We start from the raw sequence: 19,498 nt of genomic DNA on the forward strand, positions 1-19,498 counted from the left end.
GCAGAGAAAAGCAGAAAAACTGCCAGTACATCAACTAGCAGTGAGCTACAAAAAGAAAGATAGTCTTATCCTACTTTTATACTTTGAAGCTCTTTTGCCTCGGCTTCGATCGTAAAGTCATCAAGAACTTGTACAAGCTCCGCTCTCGTTTCACTTTGATTGATTTGGTTTCTTACGTCAGCGTTGCCGCGGACCCCTTTTAAGTACCATGCCGCATGTTTTCTCATTTCTCTAACAGCCACATGCTCACCTTTCAGGTCAATGAGTCGGTCTAAGTGAAGTTTGCATACTGACATTTTCTCACGTACGTTTGGCTCTTCTTTCAGTTCACCCGTTTCTAAATAATGAACCGTGCGATAAATCATCCACGGGTTTCCAAGTGCGGCTCTTCCGATCATGACAGCGTCCACACCCGTTTCATCAAGCATACGTTTTGCATCTTGAGGGGTTTTGACATCGCCATTGCCGATGACAGGAATTGAAACAGATTGTTTAACCTCTTTGAGGATATCCCAATTCGCTGTTCCTTCGTACATTTGCACGCGTGTCCGTCCGTGAAGCGCAACCGCTTGTCCACCTGCTCGTTCTACAGCTCGGGCATTGTCGATAGCAAAGATATGGTCTTCGTCCCAGCCCATTCTCATTTTCACAGTAACTGGTTTGTCTACAGCTTCTACGACAGCAGAGACCATTTCATAAATTTTGTTTGGATCAAGGAGCCATTTCGCTCCTGCATCACATTTCGTAATCTTTGGTACAGGACAGCCCATGTTGATATCAATAATATCAGCTGTGGTATTCTGGTCTACAAACTTTGCCGCTTCGACGAGTGTGTCTTTTTCCCCTCCAAATATCTGAAGGCTCAAAGGCTTTTCCCGTTCATCAATGTATAGCATTCCCATTGTTCTCGCATTGTTGATCAGGATCGCTTTGTCACTGACCATTTCAGCGCAGACTAAGCCCGCTCCAAACTCTTTCACGGTCAGTCTGAAAGCAGAGTTGCACACACCAGCCATTGGCGCGAGCACTACTTTGTTTTTAATCTCGATATCTCCGATTTTAAACATTTTTCCCCCTCCTTTCTTCTTCAAGAATTGGTGAAAGTTCTTCCACCGTTATATTTAAAGCATCTGCTATTTGACCAACCAATTGGTTTGTTGGTAATCGATTGCCTCGCTCAATTTCTCCTAAGACAGAGACAGAGATGCCCAGTCTTTTCGCGAACCCTTCCTGAGTATACCCTTTTAGCTTTCGGTATGCACGAATTCTTCTACCCCACATGTCTTTTTCCATATGCTTACACCTTCTTGGTCTGTTACGGCATTTATTTGTACTTCGCCGATTTCTGGGCAAATCTCACTCATCGGGACAAGAACGAATAAACGTTCGTACATCCTAGGATGCGGCACTACAAGTTGTTCTGTTTCAATATTTTCACGATTATAAAGTAAAATGTCAAGGTCAGCCGTTCGCGGACCCCATCTCACTTCTCTGGTTCTGCCTAACTCCTGCTCGATTTTCTGAGTAAGAGACAGCAGCTCCTCTGGACGAAGTGAAGTGGTAATTTTTACGGCCATGTTTAAAAAGTCATCTTGGTTTTCATAGCCTACAGGTGGTGTTTCATATATCGATGAGATTAATTCCACTTGAACCTCTGGATGTTCATGCAGTTTTTTGACAGCTTCTCTTAAATAGGTTTCTTTTTTACCTATGTTTGAGCCTAATGCGATGTATGCTGTATTATTCATGTGCGCGATCTCGTCATTTCAATTGCAACGGACTGATAGTGTCCTGGAATTGGTGGATCTGGTTTGATCACCTTCACTGTACATTCCTGAACTGTCGGAAAGTCCTTTAACACTTGGTTTGCAATTCTTTCCGTCAGTGTTTCAACGAGATTGACCGGCTCGCCTTCTACAATGCTTTTGCAAATTTGGTAAAGCTCTGCATAGTTGATGGTCTCATTGAGGTCATCAGTCTGTCCGGCTTTACTTAAATCAAGTGAAGCTGTTAAATCCACGCGGAATCGCTGCCCTAATTTATTTTCTTCTGCAAATACACCGTGGTACCCATAAAATTCCATTCCATTTACATATACTTTATCGATGATAAGCGCCTCCCTTATTCAGCATGGCATCCATCATTTTTGCCATTCTTGCTATTTCTTTTACATCATGTACACGGACCATCGCACTGCCCTTTTGAATCCCAAGGCAAACCGTCGCACCTGTTCCTTCAGTACGTTCTTCAGGCGGCAGGTCTAAGACAGCACCAATGAATCGTTTTCGAGATGTAGCTAGCAGCAGTGGATATCCAAGGTGACAAAAATGTTCGAGTTCATTCATGACCTTCAGGTTGTCCTCTTTATTTTTCGCAAATCCTACACCTGGATCTAATATCATCATGTCATCGCGGACACCCGCTTGCTGAGCAATTTGGACACTTTCTTTCAAATCGGCGATCATATCTGAAATCAGATGTGTGTAGTTTCGTTCTGGCCGATTGTGCATTAAAATGATTGGGACATTGTGCTTCGCTGCCACATGTGCCATTTGGGGATCTGCCTTCGCCCCCCATACATCATTAATGATGGAAGCTCCAGCTTTCACCGCTTCATCTGCGACACGGGCTTTATACGTATCAATAGAGATAGGTACATCTAATTCTTTTGTGATCTTCTCAATGACAGGAATGACCCTAGAAAGCTCTTCTTCTTCCGAGACAAGTGCCGCTCCCGGGCGAGTCGATTCTCCGCCAATATCAATAATATGCGCCCCGTCTTCTATCAGCTGCGCTGCATGAGCCAGTGCTTTATCTACTTGATTAAACTTTCCTCCATCTGAAAAAGAGTCAGGAGTGACATTTAAAATGCCCATGACCAATGTCTTTTCTTCATAACTAAGGGTGTGATGCTTGGCCTGTATGATTTTAGGCTGTTTTATCAATTGTTGTGTCATTGTGTCCACCTACTCTTTATGGTCTTGACGTTCTTTTGTGTATTGCATTCTTAACTTTGTTGAGATGGTCCGGCTGTTTTTGGACAAGTGGATGTTTCCTATACTCCCGAAAGGTACAACTCCCTGAACAGAATTGGTCATCCACGCCTCATCAGCTGAGAGCAAATGCGAGACTGGATATTGTCCTTCCTTTAGGGAGGCCCCCATAGTGTGGAGCGCTTCCATACAGTATCGACGAGTAACCCCATTTAAAATGCCTGTATCAAGTGACGGTGTATAGATCACATCATCTTTTCGCCAAAATATATTCGAGGTAATGCCTTCTGCCACATCATCTTCTTTTGTTAAAAAGATTCCTTCTAACCCCGGGTCATTCCCCACTTCTCTTTTCGCGAGCAGGTTGTTCATATAATGATGAGACTTGAGGCGTCTTGGTCCTTCTGGTGTGTTTCTTCTTGTTTGAAGAATGACTCCCTTTTTCTCATCCAAAATAGATTCAGGATGGAATGGAGAGATCATGACAAAAACGACAGGCTCTTCATAAGAATCTGCAGAAAACCCATTGCCTCTGCCTGCAGAAACATTCAAGCGAATTCTCGCATGGCCGCCGGCTATTTGGTTTTTATTCAGTAAAGTATGAATGATGTCGAGTACAAATGGTTTCTCTATTGTGGATTCGATGCAAAGGTCACGTAATGATTGATTGAGCCTTTCAAGATGCCAATCTAACAGGAAGACTTGTCCTGCCAGGCTGGTAAATGTTTCGAATACACCGATGCCATATAGAAAACCATGATCAAAAGGAGAAAGAGTCGCGTCTTTCTCCTCTATATACTGACCGTTCAGATAAATGATCATGCGTTTACTTCATGCCCCTTTTTACGATAGGTTTCAATGAAATTTTTCAGCATTTCTTTTCCGAAGGACGTCATAATCGATTCAGGATGGAATTGCACACTTTCAATCGGCAATTCTTTATGGCGAATCGCCATTAGCTCGCCTTCCTTTGTGCTGGCTGTTGTGTCAAAGCACTCTGGCAGCGTCTCGTTTTTGACAATTAACGAATGATATCTCGTTGCGACGAGCGGATTTTGAAGTCCTGTGAAAACGCCTTTTCCGTCATGTTTAATCTCTGACGTTTTACCATGCATTAAGCGCTCTGCTCGAACGACATCCCCGCCAAAGACTTGTGCGATGGATTGATGACCTAGACACACGCCGAAGATCGGAATGCTTCCTGCAAAGTGCTTGATCGCCTCCATACTAATTCCCGCTTCATCAGGACTGCATGGCCCTGGGGAAATCATAAGAAAATCCGGCTTGAGCTCTTCAATTTCTTGAATGGTTACTTGATCATTCCGTTTCACGATCAATTCTTCTCCAAGCTCACCTAAATACTGAACCAGGTTGTACGTAAATGAATCATAATTATCAATCATTAAAATCATACTCTGCTCACCTCTAACTCAAAATAGTCTCTTCTTTGCTCAGCTGTAATGCTTTTTTCACTGCATAGGCTTTTTTAATCGATTCTTTATATTCGTGTTTTGGGACAGAATCAATGACGATCCCCGCACCTGACTGCATAAAGGCTTTTCCTTCTGTACAATACGCAGTACGAATGACGATATTAAAGTGCATATCTTGATTGAATCCAAACCAGCCTATAGATCCAGTATAAAGCCCACGTCTTGTTGGCTCAAGTTCTTCTATGATTTCCATTGTTCTCACTTTTGGAGCACCTGTAATCGTTCCACCTGGGAATACAGCTCTCATGACATCTACCGCGTCACATTCATCACGCAGCTCCCCTTGTACATTTGATACAATATGCATCACGTGTGAATATTTCTCAATCGCCATAAATTCGTTCACTTTTACGGATCCATAAGTGGATACGCGTCCAAGGTCATTCCGCTCAAGATCAACGAGCATCACATGCTCTGCACGTTCTTTTTCATTTTCAATGAGTTCCTTTGCCAGCGCTTGATCCTCAGCGTCGTCTTTGCCTCGTGATCTTGTTCCGGCAATTGGTCTTGTTTCTAGCTGAGTTCCTTTTTTCTTAATCAGCAGCTCTGGAGATCCACAAACAATCTGGAAGTCAGGCGTATGCAAGTAAGACATGTAAGGAGATGGATTTACTTGACGTAACGTTTTGTATAAATCATACGGATGAGTATGAAGCTGTTCATCTTGTCTGATGGATAAGTTCACTTGGAACACATCACCGTTTGCGATATATTGCTTAATTTTCTCTACTGCTTCTCCAAAGGTTTCTTCAGTGAAAGGTGCTGCTGGTACAAATTCTGTGGAAAATTCATTTACAGGTGATTGTGCTGATTCTTCAAAAGAGCTTGTCCATTTTTGCTTCCATTCTTCAAGCCTTTGGTTCGCTTTACTCACTGATTCCGTTTCCTCTGTGTGAGTAATCAGCCACAGCGCGTGCTCTTTATGATCAAAGACTGCAACATCATTAAACACGAGGAAATAAAGGTCTGGTGTTTGAAGGTCGTCAATCGCCAGCATCTTAAAATGCTCGATGTATCTAGCATAATCGTAGCTTAAAAACCCAATTGCTCCACCTTGAAAGTCGGGGTAATCATCGTTCGTTTCAGTTTGAAGAGTTTGAAACCAATCCGTAAACGCTCTGAATGGATCACCTTCTTTAAACAGCACCTCATCTTGATAATGGATGGTCGTCATCCCATCCTTCCCCTTTGCTTTAGCGATCGGGTGAATACCAGCGATGCTATATGAACCGCCGCGTGCACTTTCAAGAAGCACATGATGTGTTTCACGAGCAGTTAATTGTTCGTATCTTTTCAAAAATGCATCTTTCGTAAAAGGAATTTTGATGCCCATCGGCCTGCGTTGTGTCATGTTATCATCCTTTTTCATTTTCATTAACCTTATTGTAATGCAATCCAATTTATTTAGAAAATAGTATTTGCTTTCCATCTTAAGAATTCATGAAAAAACCCCAGCAAATGCTGGGGTGATTGGTTTAATCGAATTGATAAAGCGGTGTACTGAGGTAACGCTCACCATTACTTGGGATGATTGCCAGAACCTTTTTCCCTTTACCAAGCTTCTTCGCTGTTTGAAGCGCTGCGTAAATAGCTGCTCCAGAAGAAATACCGCCAAGGATTCCTTCTTCTTTCGCTGCTTTTCTTGCAAGCTCAAATGCATCTTCGTTTTTCACTTGGATGATGCCGTCATATATTTCTGTGTTCAAGATTGAAGGAACAAAACCTGCTCCAATTCCTTGAATTTTATGCGGACCTGGCTTCCCGCCTGACAATACAGGGGAATCTGTCGGCTCTACTGCATAAAGCTGAATGGATGGGATGGCTTCTTTTAGGACTTCACCAGCACCTGTAATTGTACCGCCCGTACCAACACCTGCAATAAATGCATCAAGCTCGCCGTCAAACTGTTCAAGAATTTCTTTCCCAGTTGTACGACGGTGAATCTCCGCATTGGCTTCGTTGCTAAATTGCTGAGGCATGAAGTAACCATGCTCTTCTGCTAATTCTTCCGCTTTTTTGATGGCACCTTTCATTCCTTCTGCACCTGGTGTTAAGACAAGCTCCGCACCATAAGCGCGTAAAAGGTTGCGGCGCTCCTGACTCATTGTGTCCGGCATAACCAAAATCGCATTGATTCCTTTAGCAGCCGCTACCATTGCAAGGCCGATTCCTGTGTTTCCGCTTGTTGGTTCAATAAGCGTATCGCCGGCTTTTAATGTTCCTTTTGCTTCAGCATCTTCGATCATCGCTAAAGCAATACGATCTTTGACACTGCTGCCTGGGTTCATATATTCAAGTTTCAAGTAGACATCCGCACTGTCTTCATCTACTAAACGGTTTAATTTAACGACTGGTGTATTTCCTATTAGTTCAAAAACTGAATTTGCAATACGAGCCATCACTAACACCTCTATCTCCGAGTAATTTTATTGTATTAATATTAAATTATCAATTTCAAAAAATTTTGTCAATGCTTTTAGTCCTGCTCGCCATCGTAAAACCATGTGACTTTTGCTTCTTTCCACAGGGTTTTAACATTCGCCTTTTCACCTAGATCTTCCATGGCGATCTGTCTTTTAATCTGATCTTTGACTTCGTCATAGGAGAAAGAGCGGCCATTTAATTTTTCTTTTAACTGAATAATGGCATACCCGTTTTTGGTCTGAATCGGCTCTTTCGTCCATTCATCTGGCTGAAGCTTTTGAGCTTCTTGTATGTATAGGGCTGGGATACTTTCCTGCTCTTCTGTCACAAATCCAAGATCTCCGCCGTATGGTGAGGTGTAACGGTCGATTGAACGTTCAGCTGCCACAGCTTCGAAGCTAGATCCACCTTTTAAATCTTTCAATACATTTTCAGCCTCGCCCTTTGTCTTCACAACGATATGGCGAATGCGGTATGAATCATCATATTGATATAAGTCCTTGTTTTTTTCATAAAACGATTTCGCTTCTTTTTCAGAAACGACGGCATCTCTCGTTAAAAGCTGCTCTAATAAAATTTGATAACGAATCTGATCTTTCCATTCCTTCTCACTTGTATGTCCATCTTCATAGAAATTATTAGACACCGCTTTGAGCATGAGCAATTCACGATTGATCTCTTTTGAAGACACCTCCAGCTTGTTTTGCTTGGCAAGCTGATTGACCACCTTCTGATTGATCATTTGCTCAAGTGTCGCCTTTCCGTAGCGGTCTTCCATTTTCTTTAGCCATTCTTGACGCGTCACCTTCTCTTTTCCAATCGACGCAATTTCTTCACCGCTCTTCCCGTTAGAAGAAGCCTGTGACATTTGTGACTTTGTTAATACATATGCAATGACAACGGCATTAATCATGAGCAACACGAGGATAAATGTCCATACCACTCTTGCTTTTAGTCTCATCTTTCGTCTCCTTTCCATCTAAAAAGAAAACCCGCTGCTTAGAGCTTAGCGGGTTAATTCTTCACGTAGCTCCTCTAGCTCTTCTTTTGTAAATACATACGTTTCGTTACAAAAATGGCATTGAGCTTCTGCTTGTCCGTCTTGTTCAATCATATCATCAATTTCGGCTTTCCCTAGGCTGATAATGCCATTTGCAAAGCGTTCTTTTGAGCAGTTACAAGAAAATTCGACAGGTACAGTTTCTAAAATTTGAGGTTTTTCACCGAGTACTTCTTCTAATATTTCTTCTGGTGTCATCCCTTTTTCAATGAGTTTAGAGATTGGTTCAATGGTTGACAGGCGCTTTTCTAGTCTTTCAATGACAGCATCTTCTGTACCAGGCAGCAATTGAATGATGAAACCGCCTGCTGCGAGGATCGAATTATCTGGATTGACAAGGACGCCTACGCCTACAGAGGAAGGCACTTGCTCAGAAGAAACAAGATAATAAGTGAAGTCATCTCCAATTTCACCTGAAACGATTTCCGTTTGTCCTGTAAAGTGATCCTTCAGCCCGATATCTTTGACAACACTTAACGTTCCAGATGTTCCGACTGCACGTCTAACATCCAGCTTGCCATGTTCATTTAAGTCAAAGTGAACTTGTGGGTTTGAGACATATCCTCGTACCTGGCCTTTTGCATTTCCATCAGCAATAATGGCGCCGATTGGTCCACCGCCTTCTATTTTGACAGTTAACTTATTCTCACCTTTCAGCATAGCACCCATCATGACTGTTGCTGTCATCGTTCTGCCAATCGCTGCTGATGCAGTCGGCCACGTGTGATGTCTTCTTTGTGCTTCGTTGATTGTATCTGTTGTGTTTGCAGCATATGCGCGGACTTTTCCGTCATATGCTAACGCTTTAACTAAGTAATCCATTTAATTTAAACCTCCTATAATACACCGACACGATTACGTTCATAAATGAGCTGCAGTCCTTTTAATGTAAGGAACGGATCGACAATATCAATACAGTCTGATTCATTTCCAATTAATGTAGACAAACCGCCTGTTGCAATGACTTTCGGTGTTTGTTTGGCTTGCTGCTTCATCCGTTTCACTATTCCCTCGACTTGACCAACATATCCATAAAGGATGCCGGATTGCATCGCACTGATAGTGTTTTTTCCAACAATGTGATCAGGACGGACAATTTCAATTCTCGGCAGCTTCGCCGCTCTTGTATATAAAGCCTCAGTTGAGATGGTAATACCCGGTGCAATCGCTCCACCCATGTATTGTTTTTGTTCATTGATATAACAGTAGGTTGTTGCTGTTCCAAAGTCTACCACAATAAGAGGCGCCCCATATAGGTGAATTGCTGCTACTGCATTGACAATTCGATCTGCCCCGACTTCCTTTGGATTGTCACACATAATGTTTAATCCAGTCTTCATTCCAGGCCCTACAATTTGGGGAGTTATGTGAAAATACTTTTCGCACATTCTTTCAAGTGCAAACATCATTGGCGGGACAACAGACGAGATGATAATTCCTTCTATTTGGTCAAACATCAGCCCCACATAATCAAATAAAGCCCTGATGGACATACCAAATTCGTCTTCTGTTTTATGACGGCTTGTTTCAATTCGCCAATGGTAGTTTAGATCGCCATTATGATAAACACCTAAAACGGTATTTGTGTTTCCTACATCTATCACGAGTAACAACTTCATCACCACTTTGAATAGTTTCTCAAAAAGAGCATTTTTCGACTTTCTATCATACCATACACGAATTGAGTTCCATTTGTAAACAATTCGAAACCGATCCATTCATGAATCGAAATAAAAAAAGCTGCCGGTGATCCCGGCAGCTTTCACAGAAGGAGATTAGATCTCCTCATCTTCTTTTTTCTTGATGTTTACTTTCACATCATCGTTTTTCTCTTCGTCATCTGCGTATACACGCTCTGGAAGCTTTCCAGTTTCGTAAAGAGATTTAATTTGCTCAGCATCTAATGTTTCAACTTCTAGAAGGGCTTGTGCGATGATTTCTAGCTTATCTTTATTCTCAGTGAGAATTTGTTTCGCACGTTCATAGCTCTCCTTAATGAAACGCTGAACTTCTTGGTCAATTTCGTAAGCGATCGCTTCACTGTAATTCGGCTCATTGTTGAAATCACGGCCAAGGAATACTTGACCTCCTTGTGCTTGACCGAATTGAAGCGGACCAAGCTTATCAGACATACCGAACTCTGTGACCATTCTTCTTGCAATGCCTGTTGCACGCTGGAAGTCGTTGTGAGCACCTGTACTTACTTCACCAAACGTAATTTCCTCTGCAACACGACCGCCGAGCAAGCCGACAATTTTATCAAGAAGCTCTGGTTTCGTTTGGAAATAACGGTCTTCTCTTGGAAGCATAACCGCATATCCGCCTGCCTGACCACGAGGAACGATCGTTACTTTATGCACCATGTCCGCTTCGTCTAGGATAAGACCAATGACGGTATGACCTGCTTCATGGTAAGCGACGATATTGCGTTCTTTCTTCGAAATGACGCGGCTTTTCTTCGCCGGCCCAGCGATGACACGGTCAGTCGCTTCGTCGATATCACGCATATCGATTTTCTTTTTGTTTTGACGGGCAGCAACAAGTGCTGCTTCGTTTAGTAAGTTCTCAAGATCTGCTCCAGAGAACCCTGGTGTTCTGCTTGCAATGGCTTTTAAGTTTACTGTCTCATCAAGCGGTTTGTTTTTCGCATGAACTTTCAGTACTTCTTCACGGCCAATAACATCTGGGCGGTCAACCGTAATTTGACGGTCAAAACGTCCCGGACGCAGCAATGCAGGGTCTAGAATATCTGCACGGTTTGTCGCAGCAATGATAATAATACCTTCGTTGGCACTAAAACCATCCATTTCAACAAGAAGCTGGTTAAGCGTTTGTTCACGCTCGTCATGACCACCGCCAAGACCGGCTCCACGCTGACGACCCACTGCATCAATCTCATCAATAAAGATTAAACAAGGTGCATTCTTTTTCGCATTTTCGAATAAATCACGTACACGTGATGCACCGACACCGACGAACATCTCGACGAAGTCAGAACCACTGATGCTGAAGAAAGGAACGCCTGCTTCTCCTGCAGATGCTCTTGCAAGCAATGTTTTACCTGTACCTGGAGGTCCTACTAGTAAAACCCCTTTAGGAATTCTTGCGCCAAGCTCCGCAAATTTACGTGGGTCCTTTAGGAATTCAACCACTTCTACAAGCTCTTGCTTTTCTTCATCTGCACCGGCAACATCTTTAAATTTCACACGTTTCTTCTCTTCTGTGTAAAGCTTCGCCTTACTCTTACCAAAGTTCATGACTCGGCTTCCGCCGCCCTGAGCTTGGTTCAATAAGAAGAAGAACAAGATAAAGATGATGATAAACGGAATGATGGTTGTCAGAACTTGCAGCCATCCATTTGTTTCAGGTGCTGGTTCTACTTTTACATCTGTATTCTTCAGTGCACTGTAAATTTGGTCAACACCTTGACCATCTGGAACATGGGTAATGAAGAATTGATCTTTCTTCGCGCCATCTAATTGACCACGAATTTCATAAACCCCTCTTACAGGCTGAATGGAGATACTCTCCACTTTTCCCGCACTTAGATTTTGCGAAAATTTGCTGTAAGACATGTTCTCAGGCTTTTGATTTGGGGATCCTAACCAACTAACGACCCCTATCACAAGTAATAAAATAAGTATATAAAAAATCGTATTACGAAAAACCCGATTCATTCCTTACCTCCTCCCACAGTAAGCACAACTATGTTCAATAGTATCATAGAAAATCATTCCAACACAACCAATAACCTCATGTATACGTATGCTGATCAGCCTTCGTAAACAGATGGTTTTAACACTCCAATATACGGGAGGTTTCGGTAACGTTCAGCGAAATCCAATCCATAGCCGACAACAAATGCATCTGGCACTTCAAATCCAACATAATCTGCTTTGATGTCTGCTTTGCGGCCGCTTGGTTTATCAAGCAATGTCACAATTTTAATGGAATTTGCTTTACGGTATCGGAAAAGCTCTACCAGATAGCTCAAAGTTAACCCACTGTCGATGATATCTTCCATAATCAAAATATCTCTTCCTTCAACAGAAGTATCTAGATCCTTAATGATCTTTACTTCTCCAGAAGATACGGTAGACTTTCCGTAGCTAGATACATCCATAAAATCAAGTTCTAAATATGTATCAATGTGTTTGATCAGGTCTGCCATGAATGGAAGAGCACCTTTCAAAACACCAATAGCCAGGGGAAATTTACCATCATAATCGCTGGTTAATGTTGCACCCAGTTCCTTCACTTTTTGCTGGATCTCTTCTTCTGAGATCAAAATCTTTTCAATATCTTGTTTCATGCTTTTGCTTGCCCCCTACAAATTTTCGTGCTGTCTATATTGTAATACAATGAGATCGCTGTTTGTCATATCAATTTCTTCAAAAACGGATTTTTTCAGACCTGGGATCCAGATGATTTGATGATCCGAGTCAGTGACGATCGGCCAGCTGTCTCTTTCTGCAAGAGGCACTTTTTTATCAATAAATATATCCTTCACCTTTTTTGATCCATTCATCCCTTTAAGTTTGATTCGATCACCATTTTTTCGTGAGCGAATGATCAAAGGGAGACGAACATGATCTTTTTGAAGCAAGAAAAAATGGTTTCCGTTCCGTGCATCCTTCGGAACATGATTTGATACGACGATAGACTGTCCATTTGGGAGAAAAAGCTCTTCTCCGAGCTCAACATTTAAGTGAAGAGCATAAGACTGGTCTAATACATGCGATCGTTCAAAGGTAAACATACAGTAATCATAAGACTTGACAGCTTGTAAACCCTTTGGCAAATCTAATGATCCAGACGGTTGATCGGTATGAGATAACCAGTCCAAAGTCCCTAGAATATGCTGGTTTGAAAACGCTGATTGAGTGTTTTCATAAAGATAGTTTAATATTAGTTGAATGCCTCTTCTTTGTAAAGGCAAAGGCAGGTCAAGCAAAGGCTTCGTTTTGATCTCAATTTGTTTAGGCGATTGACTCGTTATCACTTGGTTCATTTGTTCCTTTGTTAAAGCCTGCAAGTATTGCTCATCCTCAGTCAGCATGTCACTTACAAACTGAAAGCTTTCATGTACATGAGGTGCCTCTTCTTTTAACACAGGAAGGATATGTCTTCTTACCCGGTTTCTCAAGTAGTCATCTGTGTAATTGCTCTGATCAATGACATAGGGGACATGTTCTTTTTCACAAGCTTTTAGCACGTCGTCTTTAGAGTATCCAATGAGCGGACGAATCAGCCACCCATTTTGAAAAGGACGTTTTGCTTGAATACCCGCAAGTCCAATACCAACAGTCCCTCTCGCAAGTCTCATCAGCATTGTTTCTACTTGGTCGTCTCCATGATGTGCAAGCGCTATAAATTGAGCGTTGTATTGCTCCATCAATTGACGAAAGAAAGCATATCTGCACTCCCTTGCAGCTGCCTGTTTGTTTAAGCGGTTTTCTTTTGCATATTGGGTGACCTGTATGCGGGACGATTCAAAAGGGATCTCGTGCTCCTTACAGTAAGCCTCAACAAACGCCAAATCAGCAAAGGACTCTTCTCCTCTGAACATGTGATCTACATGGGCTGCAATCAGCTGATAGGAACTTTTGCGACGCTTGTTAAGTTCATGCAGTAAGAGCATGGAATCCGGTCCGCCGGAAACCCCGACAATGACTGTCGTATTTTCAAGGTAAACATCATGTTTTCTCAAAAAAGATTCAATTCTATTCACAACTTCCTCCTCACAAAGAGCAGGTAATTTAAAGATATACATATCCTATCACTTTCAGTAGCTCCAAGCAAAGAAGAAGCCTGCTTTTTTACAGCTCTACAACAGGAACAAAACCACATATGCACAGTAAAGAGCGAGTACACTGCATACGATAAGAATGGTTTCAAAAAGCCCGCCTGATTTTTTACGTACTGACGTTCTTTTTGCTGCTGCAGTCCGCGATCGTGAAGTCACTTGTTGATTTTGATTAACAGCAGGTTTTGGCGCATTTTTTTGCTGCTGCTTCTTTTGACGCGATTTTCTTGATGCAATCAGCTGTCCTTCTTTCAGCATCGCACCTTTCATGTCTGCTGCTGATTGATACTTACCTTGTAGAGCAGCCTTTAACACCCTTTCATATCGCTTTAATAAAGGATGTCCTTCAATGGCTCGATAAAGCTGTTTATCTGGCTCTGCTCCTTTTTTGAATTCTTTCTTATACGCACAGTTGACCATCACCATGGTCAGGGCAAATAAATCATAAGTTGGTTCAGCTTTTCGTGTACCGAATCCCCAATAGCCTCGATCAAAAAACTCGGTATACTCCTTAATTGCCCTGCCCGCTTTCGTCGTTCCTCCTACATCAATGCACCGGATCGTGGCAGGGGGACCAGAAACAATGAGATTATCCGGCTTTAAATCACCAAAAATCCAACCTTCCTGATGTAAATGAGCCAAGCTGGATAAAAGCTGAATCATTAAAACCACAATCCACTCATCACCCTTTTGTTTCACAAATTCAAGCAATAATGGGCCTCTGACATATTCCATCACATAAAAAGAGCGTTTTTGAGGCATACCGGGATAAATCGCATCATCCATATCATAAAAAGAAGGCCCCATGGTTTTCACAGGAGCCTTTGAAAAGGATTTTAATACATTGACTTCAGATGCAATGAGCATACTGTCATCACTCACTTTAAGGGCCGCTTGCCCATGTGGCGATTCGGCCAGATAGACAACACCGTTCGCCCCTTTTCCAAGCTCTTTTACAATACGGTAATGATGGTGGTGCCATTTCCCTTGAATCACCATGCCTAACGGGATGTTAGAAGCCGAATTCATCATTATGCTCTTCCTTTGCTTCAAGCAGCCCTTTGCGTGAACGCACTGATTTGAAATGCTGAAGTGCTTCCCGAAGCGCTGGTCCCGTTGGGGTGATTCCTCCAGTGGTCAGTTTTGGGAAAATAGATGATAATGAATCGAATCGAGGCGTCCAATTCAATACAATTTCAGCATCTGAGTTTTTCCCGGGAAATACACACATCCCAAACTGATTTTCTCCAATTCTTGAATTTAAACTGATGGAAAGGTCGATGAGTGCTTCTTTGACGGTCGGCAGCTTCGGTTTCATACTTGCACTTGTATCAACAAGCACGAGTACTTGAAGGTGAACCGTCTCTCCTAACTCATCGACAACCTCCATTACTTCCCCGCGCTTATCAGGTGGAAGCTCTTCAATTTCAGCATCTTTGCCGAGAATTTGCTGCAATTCTTTATTCACAACACCTTGCAGGGTTTGTGTCATCGCTTTTTTCGTGACCATTTGTACGGTTTGAGATAACTGCTGGACGTAGACAACTTGGTGGATACCTCCGCCTGCGAGAGCAATTCCCTCAACTTCTTTCATCGCTTCATGATCGTGTCTGTTTTCTTCCATAATGCCAATGACATTGACTGTAATCCCTTGTTCCTTTGCCAATGAGGCAATCGCAAGCGGATCTTCCCCGTGATTTGAGCAGCCATCTGTAATCAATAAGATTTGGTTGACGTGACCTTTTCGCATCTTCATTCCTCCTGGGATTGTAACTGAATGCTTATATCCCCATCATCGCCAGAAGAAATTCATATTATACGATATTTTAAGAAATCTCTTGTTTCTCAAGATAGAATGTACCGGTCGGAATGGAAGCCCATTTTGGTGTGTTGTGGTCGAGCCTGATGACAACAACTGTCATATCGTCGTCAATTTGGCCTGCTCTTGTTCGAATAACCTCTTCCATTAATAAATCAGCAATTTCTTGCGGATCTTCTGTTTTAAAGCTTTTCATTTTCCGTTTCACCCAAAGATCATGATTTTCAATATGCTTCGGCCCTTCAAAAATGCCGTCACTCATCATAATCAATAGATCTCCTGCCTTCATTTGTTCACTCACAACCTCGACTTCGAATTCATCAATAATACCGATTGGCAAGTTGCTTGCTTGTACCTTCATCACCTGATCACCCCTTTTAATAAAGCTGGGTGTTGAACCAATCTTGAGGAACTTACAGCTCGCATCCTGTAAATCAATGATCGATAGATCCAATGTTGAATAGATCTCGTCTGTCGTTCGTAAAGATAAAATACTATTAATGGTTTTAATCGCCACTTTTTCATTGATGCCTGACGCCAATATTTTTTCTAACAGCTTAATCGTTTCATTGCTTTCAAAATGAGCCCGTGCTCCATTGCCCATTCCATCACTAATAGCTGCAGCATACTTGCCCGCACCAAGCTCCATCATGCTGTAGCTGTCTCCAGATACCAGTCCTCCGCCTTTTGCTGCATGAGCTACACCTGTAGCCACTCGATATGATTTAGCAGAGCCAAATACAACGTGACAATAGCCTGTTGGATGCTCTGCACACTGCTCTGCTTTGACTAAAATCTGTTCTTCTAAAATATCTGAAAGCATTGGAGCAATGATTTTTTCACATTCCCCATGCCCTTGACAATATGGGATTCTCATTTCAATATCGACATTTCCCTGCTCCAAGCTATAGATTTCTACTTGCTGGATTTCAATGCCAAAGTGCTGGAGCGCTTCTATCATCTGCTCTTCCTGAATAAAATGCTGTTCTCTTTCGCGTTTTATTTCCCGGGAAAAATCCTCCATCACTTGCGAGACCCCCATCAGCTGTTCAGCCACAAGACGTCTGCTGTCTTGGACTTTTTTCTTCAGTGTCTGGTTGGCTTTATAGTAAGCGATCTCCTCTTCAATCAATTCCTCGACATGTTTTGATTTTGAGCAGTGCTGACTAAATTTCTTTTTCAATTTTCGGTTATGCTCATACGTTTTTTCATCAGATTCATGCATAACTTGTTTCATTAGTTCATAGGTTGTATCAAAGTTCTGCACCCAGCATTTATTTTTCTTATAGCACGTTTGACAGGATCGTTCTGTGATCGTACTTAAAAAAAGATCTACATCCTCTTCCTGCTTCTTCTCTTCAGGAATGGATTCGTAAAATGTCGCAAAACTCTCAGACAGCGCATGAAATACATTAGAGAATTGGTCTACCTTTTTTGCTGTCACGTCTCGTACCTTACGAGCATATTGCTGCTGCTCTTGTACATGCTCTACCGTACCAGGAATGTATTTCGCTACCTTGGAGGTGACTGTTTGTGGCGTGAGCAAAAAGAGCGCAACCGCTATAAGTGATTCATACAGTGTGGTCATGAGACCTGCTGAACCTTCCCCGTACAGTGAAATGAGTAAGGAACCCACAATTAAGCCGATGGCTGCCCCTGCTTTCTTCCCTTCTTTCAGCAATCCACCTAGTAAGCCTGAAAAGGCAAGAAGACTCATCTGATAAAGGTTTCCGATGTTTGCGAGACCGAGAATTAATCCTGTCACAACACCGACCGTACAACCAATACTGGCTCCGCCAATAAAGGCAAATGTCAGCACTACATAACGTGACAAAATATGCTCTGCCTGCATCCCTTGAAATGAGATCCCAGCAAGTCCAGTTAAAACTGAGGCAATTAAAATCATAAAACAAATAATTTCTTCGACCTTTAAAGAGTGTTTAATTTTCCTGACTGTAAAAATTGGCAGGCTTTGAAGAAAAATCAGTGTCAAAATGAAGGCAAGTCCTGCTTCGACACCCGCCATGACGTAATCATAGCTTTGCACAGCACCTTGCTCTAGGTAAACAAACGCTCCTCGGGTGATCAGCATCGAGAGAACAATGACAACCGGTAATGTTTTCACTGGGTCTTTGATGATGAAAGAAACGACCTTTGACATAAGGAGAAACATGAGCAGCGACGCAAACACAAACAATGCATTTTGAGGTGATATCGTCATCGCCCCAGCGAGTAATGCTAGACAGGCAAGCATCGCCTTATCTCTTTTAATAAGCAGCATGGAGCCAAAGAAAGGCAGAGCAAACGGCATAATTTCAGATAATATAAAGGCTCGTCCTAATAAAAAGCCTAGAACAACATAAATAAACCCTTTATAGAAAAAAAGAGAATGCGTGTGATGAAGAAACAGGTTTTTCATCTTTTTTAACCCCGCACTGATTCTTTCAAACCCCGCTCCTGTTAAATCAGTTCTTCTTTCTAGTTTTTCCATCTTCTCATCCCCCACCTGATATTCGTTGCTTGTCATTATAGCGAAGGTGAAAAAGAAATTTTGTCAAAAGAAGTTGTCGTTTCCATAAAACGTTCGACGCTTTATTCGTCAAAGGGGCATACTTTCATGAAAGTCGATGTCTTTCATCAGAATTTTACGAAGGCACAAAAAAACAGCTTTCCTATAGAAAGCTGTTTCGAAGATGACCCGTACGGGATTCGAACCCGTGTTACCGCCGTGAAAGGGCGGTGTCTTAACCGCTTGACCAACGGGCCTTGCTTTATGTTCTAGTTAAAAGGATAGCGGCGGAGGGGATCGAACCCCCGACCTCACGGGTATGAACCGTACGCTCTAGCCAGCTGAGCTACACCGCCATAATGAAAATGCGCTAAGAAGCACAAGAACTATAATACAAAGGATTCGCTTGTCCGTCAATAGAAAGTTTTAAATTAAATGACGAAATCTCAAAAAATGTCGGATGGATCATAAAAAAAGCACCTGCTGAACAGCAGATGCTTTGTTGTGAAAATATATAGAAAGCAGCAACAAGTTAACCTCTTCTTGCTCCGCGCCCCCCACGTTTTGATTCCGTGTTACGTTTTAAAGATGTTAAGCGATCTTCGCTATCTTTTAAGAATTTGTTCATTTTTTGTTCAAACGATTCCTTCGGACGGAAATCATTTCTGCTCGGTCTTGATTGTTGTTGAGGACGATCTTTTGCTTTTTTAATGGACAAGCCGATTTTACCGTCTTTTTCAACGTTAATCACTTTCACTTCAACTTGTTCACCGACTTTTAAATGCTCATTAATATCTTTTACATAGTTATCGGCTACCTCACTGATATGAACGAGACCAGTTGAACCGCCTGGCAACTCCACAAAAGCTCCAAAATTTGTAATGCCCGTAACTTTCCCTTGTAACTTGCTGCCAACTTCAATCGACATAAAAAAAGTGCTCCTCCTTAGACTTATAAAAAAATCTCATTTGTTCAATTATACATAAACTGAATTTTAAGTGTCAACAAGGCTAATCGCTCTTATTGCCCACATCAAAGATTTTTTCGCCTTTTTTGGACATATAATAGTCCCGTCGTGCCAGTTCGAGTACGTATTCCTTGCTTTTCAGCTTCTTAATTTCATCAGAAATATCTTCCTGCTTTGTTTGTAATTGCTTCAACTCTTTTTCGAGCGCAACCTTCTTCTCTTCTTTTTCCTTTAGTGAAGACGATTGCGACCAGAGGGCACTTGTCACCAAGACAGCAAACATGAGCACGATCACACCAAACACGGTAAGCCTTCTAAGGAGTCCGCGACGTTTGCGTTTTAAGCGCTGTGCTTGCTGTTCCATTTGTTTTTGATAATCATTTTGAATTTGTGCGATATTTCTTTTTCTCTTGTTCAAGGTTGAAGG

At 42.1% G+C, this 19,498-nt stretch carries 19 protein-coding genes, 2 tRNA genes and 1 pseudogene; all 22 read right to left on the reverse strand.

The features are described from left to right. Window positions 1–65: 65 nt before the first annotated feature. The gene (gene dusB, locus JVX94_RS14190) at window positions 66–1,067 is read right to left on the reverse strand and encodes a tRNA dihydrouridine synthase DusB (protein ID WP_197197475.1); all 1,002 of its coding nucleotides are present in this window, start codon (window positions 1,065–1,067) and stop codon (window positions 66–68) included. Continuing rightward, window positions 1,060–1,293 carry a helix-turn-helix domain-containing protein gene (locus JVX94_RS14195; RefSeq protein WP_024425661.1) on the reverse strand — a complete coding sequence of 78 codons (234 nt, stop codon included), beginning with the start codon at window positions 1,291–1,293 and terminating at the stop codon, window positions 1,060–1,062. The genes dusB and JVX94_RS14195 overlap by 8 nt, the downstream gene beginning before the upstream one ends. Then, a complete protein-coding gene (gene folK / locus JVX94_RS14200) occupies window positions 1,245–1,748 on the reverse strand; it encodes a 2-amino-4-hydroxy-6-hydroxymethyldihydropteridine diphosphokinase (RefSeq protein WP_205183540.1) in 504 nt (167 codons plus the stop codon). Before folK ends, JVX94_RS14195 begins: the two co-directional genes overlap by 49 nt. Continuing rightward, complete coding sequence (gene folB, locus JVX94_RS14205) at window positions 1,745–2,107, reverse strand: dihydroneopterin aldolase (RefSeq protein WP_024425659.1); 363 nt, start codon at window positions 2,105–2,107, stop codon at window positions 1,745–1,747. Before folB ends, folK begins: the two co-directional genes overlap by 4 nt. Then, a complete protein-coding gene (folP, locus tag JVX94_RS14210; protein ID WP_095407545.1) occupies window positions 2,100–2,957 on the reverse strand; it encodes a dihydropteroate synthase in 858 nt (285 codons plus the stop codon). Before folP ends, folB begins: the two co-directional genes overlap by 8 nt. A gap of 9 nt (window positions 2,958–2,966) precedes the next feature. After that, window positions 2,967–3,815: an aminodeoxychorismate lyase gene (pabC, locus tag JVX94_RS14215; RefSeq protein ID WP_144486250.1), complete on the reverse strand. Its 849-nt coding sequence runs from the start codon at window positions 3,813–3,815 to the stop codon at window positions 2,967–2,969. Beyond that, a complete protein-coding gene (gene pabA / locus JVX94_RS14220) occupies window positions 3,812–4,405 on the reverse strand; it encodes an aminodeoxychorismate/anthranilate synthase component II (protein ID WP_205183542.1) in 594 nt (197 codons plus the stop codon). The genes pabC and pabA overlap by 4 nt, the downstream gene beginning before the upstream one ends. Window positions 4,406–4,418: 13 nt before the next feature. After that, window positions 4,419–5,837 (reverse strand): anthranilate synthase component I family protein, encoded by a 1,419-nt coding sequence (locus tag JVX94_RS14225; RefSeq protein ID WP_111292674.1) that lies wholly within the window; start codon window positions 5,835–5,837, stop codon window positions 4,419–4,421. 124 nt (window positions 5,838–5,961) lie between these two features. Next, a complete protein-coding gene (cysK, locus tag JVX94_RS14230) occupies window positions 5,962–6,885 on the reverse strand; it encodes a cysteine synthase A (RefSeq protein ID WP_024425655.1) in 924 nt (307 codons plus the stop codon). A gap of 77 nt (window positions 6,886–6,962) precedes the next feature. Then, complete coding sequence (locus JVX94_RS14235) at window positions 6,963–7,871, reverse strand: peptidyl-prolyl cis-trans isomerase (RefSeq protein ID WP_144473125.1); 909 nt, start codon at window positions 7,869–7,871, stop codon at window positions 6,963–6,965. Between the two features lie 45 nt (window positions 7,872–7,916). Further along, window positions 7,917–8,792 (reverse strand): Hsp33 family molecular chaperone HslO, encoded by an 876-nt coding sequence (gene hslO, locus JVX94_RS14240; protein WP_024425653.1) that lies wholly within the window; start codon window positions 8,790–8,792, stop codon window positions 7,917–7,919. 14 nt (window positions 8,793–8,806) lie between these two features. Next, entirely contained in the window at window positions 8,807–9,583 is a 777-nt protein-coding gene (locus JVX94_RS14245; protein ID WP_024427185.1) for a type III pantothenate kinase, read from the reverse strand. A 162-nt stretch (window positions 9,584–9,745) separates the two neighbouring features. Beyond that, on the reverse strand, window positions 9,746–11,647 hold the full coding sequence (gene ftsH, locus JVX94_RS14250) for an ATP-dependent zinc metalloprotease FtsH (protein WP_095407542.1): 1,902 nt from the start codon (window positions 11,645–11,647) through the stop codon (window positions 9,746–9,748). Window positions 11,648–11,742: 95 nt separating this feature from the next. Further along, window positions 11,743–12,282, reverse strand: a complete 540-nt coding sequence (gene hpt, locus JVX94_RS14255; RefSeq protein ID WP_008357399.1) for a hypoxanthine phosphoribosyltransferase — start codon at window positions 12,280–12,282, stop codon at window positions 11,743–11,745. Beyond that, a pseudogene (tilS, locus tag JVX94_RS14260) lies at window positions 12,279–13,701 on the reverse strand (tRNA lysidine(34) synthetase TilS). The gene hpt and the pseudogene tilS overlap by 4 nt, the downstream one beginning before the upstream one ends. Window positions 13,702–13,797: 96 nt before the next feature. Continuing rightward, complete coding sequence (locus tag JVX94_RS14265; RefSeq protein ID WP_205183544.1) at window positions 13,798–14,805, reverse strand: protein kinase domain-containing protein; 1,008 nt, start codon at window positions 14,803–14,805, stop codon at window positions 13,798–13,800. Then, window positions 14,789–15,526 carry a vWA domain-containing protein gene (locus JVX94_RS14270; protein WP_048239564.1) on the reverse strand — a complete coding sequence of 246 codons (738 nt, stop codon included), beginning with the start codon at window positions 15,524–15,526 and terminating at the stop codon, window positions 14,789–14,791. Before JVX94_RS14270 ends, JVX94_RS14265 begins: the two co-directional genes overlap by 17 nt. A 76-nt stretch (window positions 15,527–15,602) precedes the next feature. Beyond that, window positions 15,603–18,086, reverse strand: a complete 2,484-nt coding sequence (gene spoIIE, locus JVX94_RS14275) for a stage II sporulation protein E (RefSeq protein ID WP_203129117.1) — start codon at window positions 18,084–18,086, stop codon at window positions 15,603–15,605. A gap of 203 nt (window positions 18,087–18,289) precedes the next feature. Further along, window positions 18,290–18,361 (reverse strand) — tRNA-Glu (locus tag JVX94_RS14280). A gap of 25 nt (window positions 18,362–18,386) precedes the next feature. Further along, a tRNA-Met gene (locus JVX94_RS14285) sits at window positions 18,387–18,460 on the reverse strand. 176 nt (window positions 18,461–18,636) lie between these two features. Next, window positions 18,637–19,032, reverse strand: a complete 396-nt coding sequence (locus tag JVX94_RS14290; RefSeq protein ID WP_008357409.1) for a S1 domain-containing RNA-binding protein — start codon at window positions 19,030–19,032, stop codon at window positions 18,637–18,639. An 82-nt stretch (window positions 19,033–19,114) separates the two neighbouring features. Further along, a complete protein-coding gene (locus JVX94_RS14295; protein WP_003217952.1) occupies window positions 19,115–19,489 on the reverse strand; it encodes an FtsB family cell division protein in 375 nt (124 codons plus the stop codon). Between the last annotated feature and the right edge of the window lie 9 nt (window positions 19,490–19,498).

The sequence above is a fragment of the Bacillus sp. PDNC022 genome, from assembly GCF_016919285.1.
GTDB classification, from domain to species: Bacteria; Bacillota; Bacilli; order Bacillales; family Bacillaceae; genus Bacillus; species Bacillus safensis.

Excerpts from the sequence above, each read along its gene's own strand:
- dusB (WP_197197475.1), bottom strand. The coding sequence starts at position 1,067 with ATGTTTAAAATCGGAGATATCGAGATTAAAAACAAAGTAGTGCTCGCG.
- JVX94_RS14195 (WP_024425661.1), bottom strand. The coding sequence starts at position 1,293 with ATGGAAAAAGACATGTGGGGTAGAAGAATTCGTGCATACCGAAAGCTA.
- folK (WP_205183540.1), bottom strand. The coding sequence starts at position 1,748 with ATGAATAATACAGCATACATCGCATTAGGCTCAAACATAGGTAAAAAA.
- folP (WP_095407545.1), bottom strand. The coding sequence starts at position 2,957 with ATGACACAACAATTGATAAAACAGCCTAAAATCATACAGGCCAAGCAT.
- pabC (WP_144486250.1), bottom strand. The coding sequence starts at position 3,815 with ATGATCATTTATCTGAACGGTCAGTATATAGAGGAGAAAGACGCGACT.
- pabA (WP_205183542.1), bottom strand. The coding sequence starts at position 4,405 with ATGATTTTAATGATTGATAATTATGATTCATTTACGTACAACCTGGTT.
- JVX94_RS14225 (WP_111292674.1), bottom strand. The coding sequence starts at position 5,837 with ATGACACAACGCAGGCCGATGGGCATCAAAATTCCTTTTACGAAAGAT.
- cysK (WP_024425655.1), bottom strand. The coding sequence starts at position 6,885 with ATGGCTCGTATTGCAAATTCAGTTTTTGAACTAATAGGAAATACACCA.
- JVX94_RS14235 (WP_144473125.1), bottom strand. The coding sequence starts at position 7,871 with ATGAGACTAAAAGCAAGAGTGGTATGGACATTTATCCTCGTGTTGCTC.
- hslO (WP_024425653.1), bottom strand. The coding sequence starts at position 8,792 with ATGGATTACTTAGTTAAAGCGTTAGCATATGACGGAAAAGTCCGCGCA.
- ftsH (WP_095407542.1), bottom strand. The coding sequence starts at position 11,647 with ATGAATCGGGTTTTTCGTAATACGATTTTTTATATACTTATTTTATTA.
- hpt (WP_008357399.1), bottom strand. The coding sequence starts at position 12,282 with ATGAAACAAGATATTGAAAAGATTTTGATCTCAGAAGAAGAGATCCAG.
- JVX94_RS14265 (WP_205183544.1), bottom strand. The coding sequence starts at position 14,805 with ATGAATTCGGCTTCTAACATCCCGTTAGGCATGGTGATTCAAGGGAAA.
- JVX94_RS14270 (WP_048239564.1), bottom strand. The coding sequence starts at position 15,526 with ATGCGAAAAGGTCACGTCAACCAAATCTTATTGATTACAGATGGCTGC.
- spoIIE (WP_203129117.1), bottom strand. The coding sequence starts at position 18,086 with ATGGAAAAACTAGAAAGAAGAACTGATTTAACAGGAGCGGGGTTTGAA.
- JVX94_RS14290 (WP_008357409.1), bottom strand. The coding sequence starts at position 19,032 with ATGTCGATTGAAGTTGGCAGCAAGTTACAAGGGAAAGTTACGGGCATT.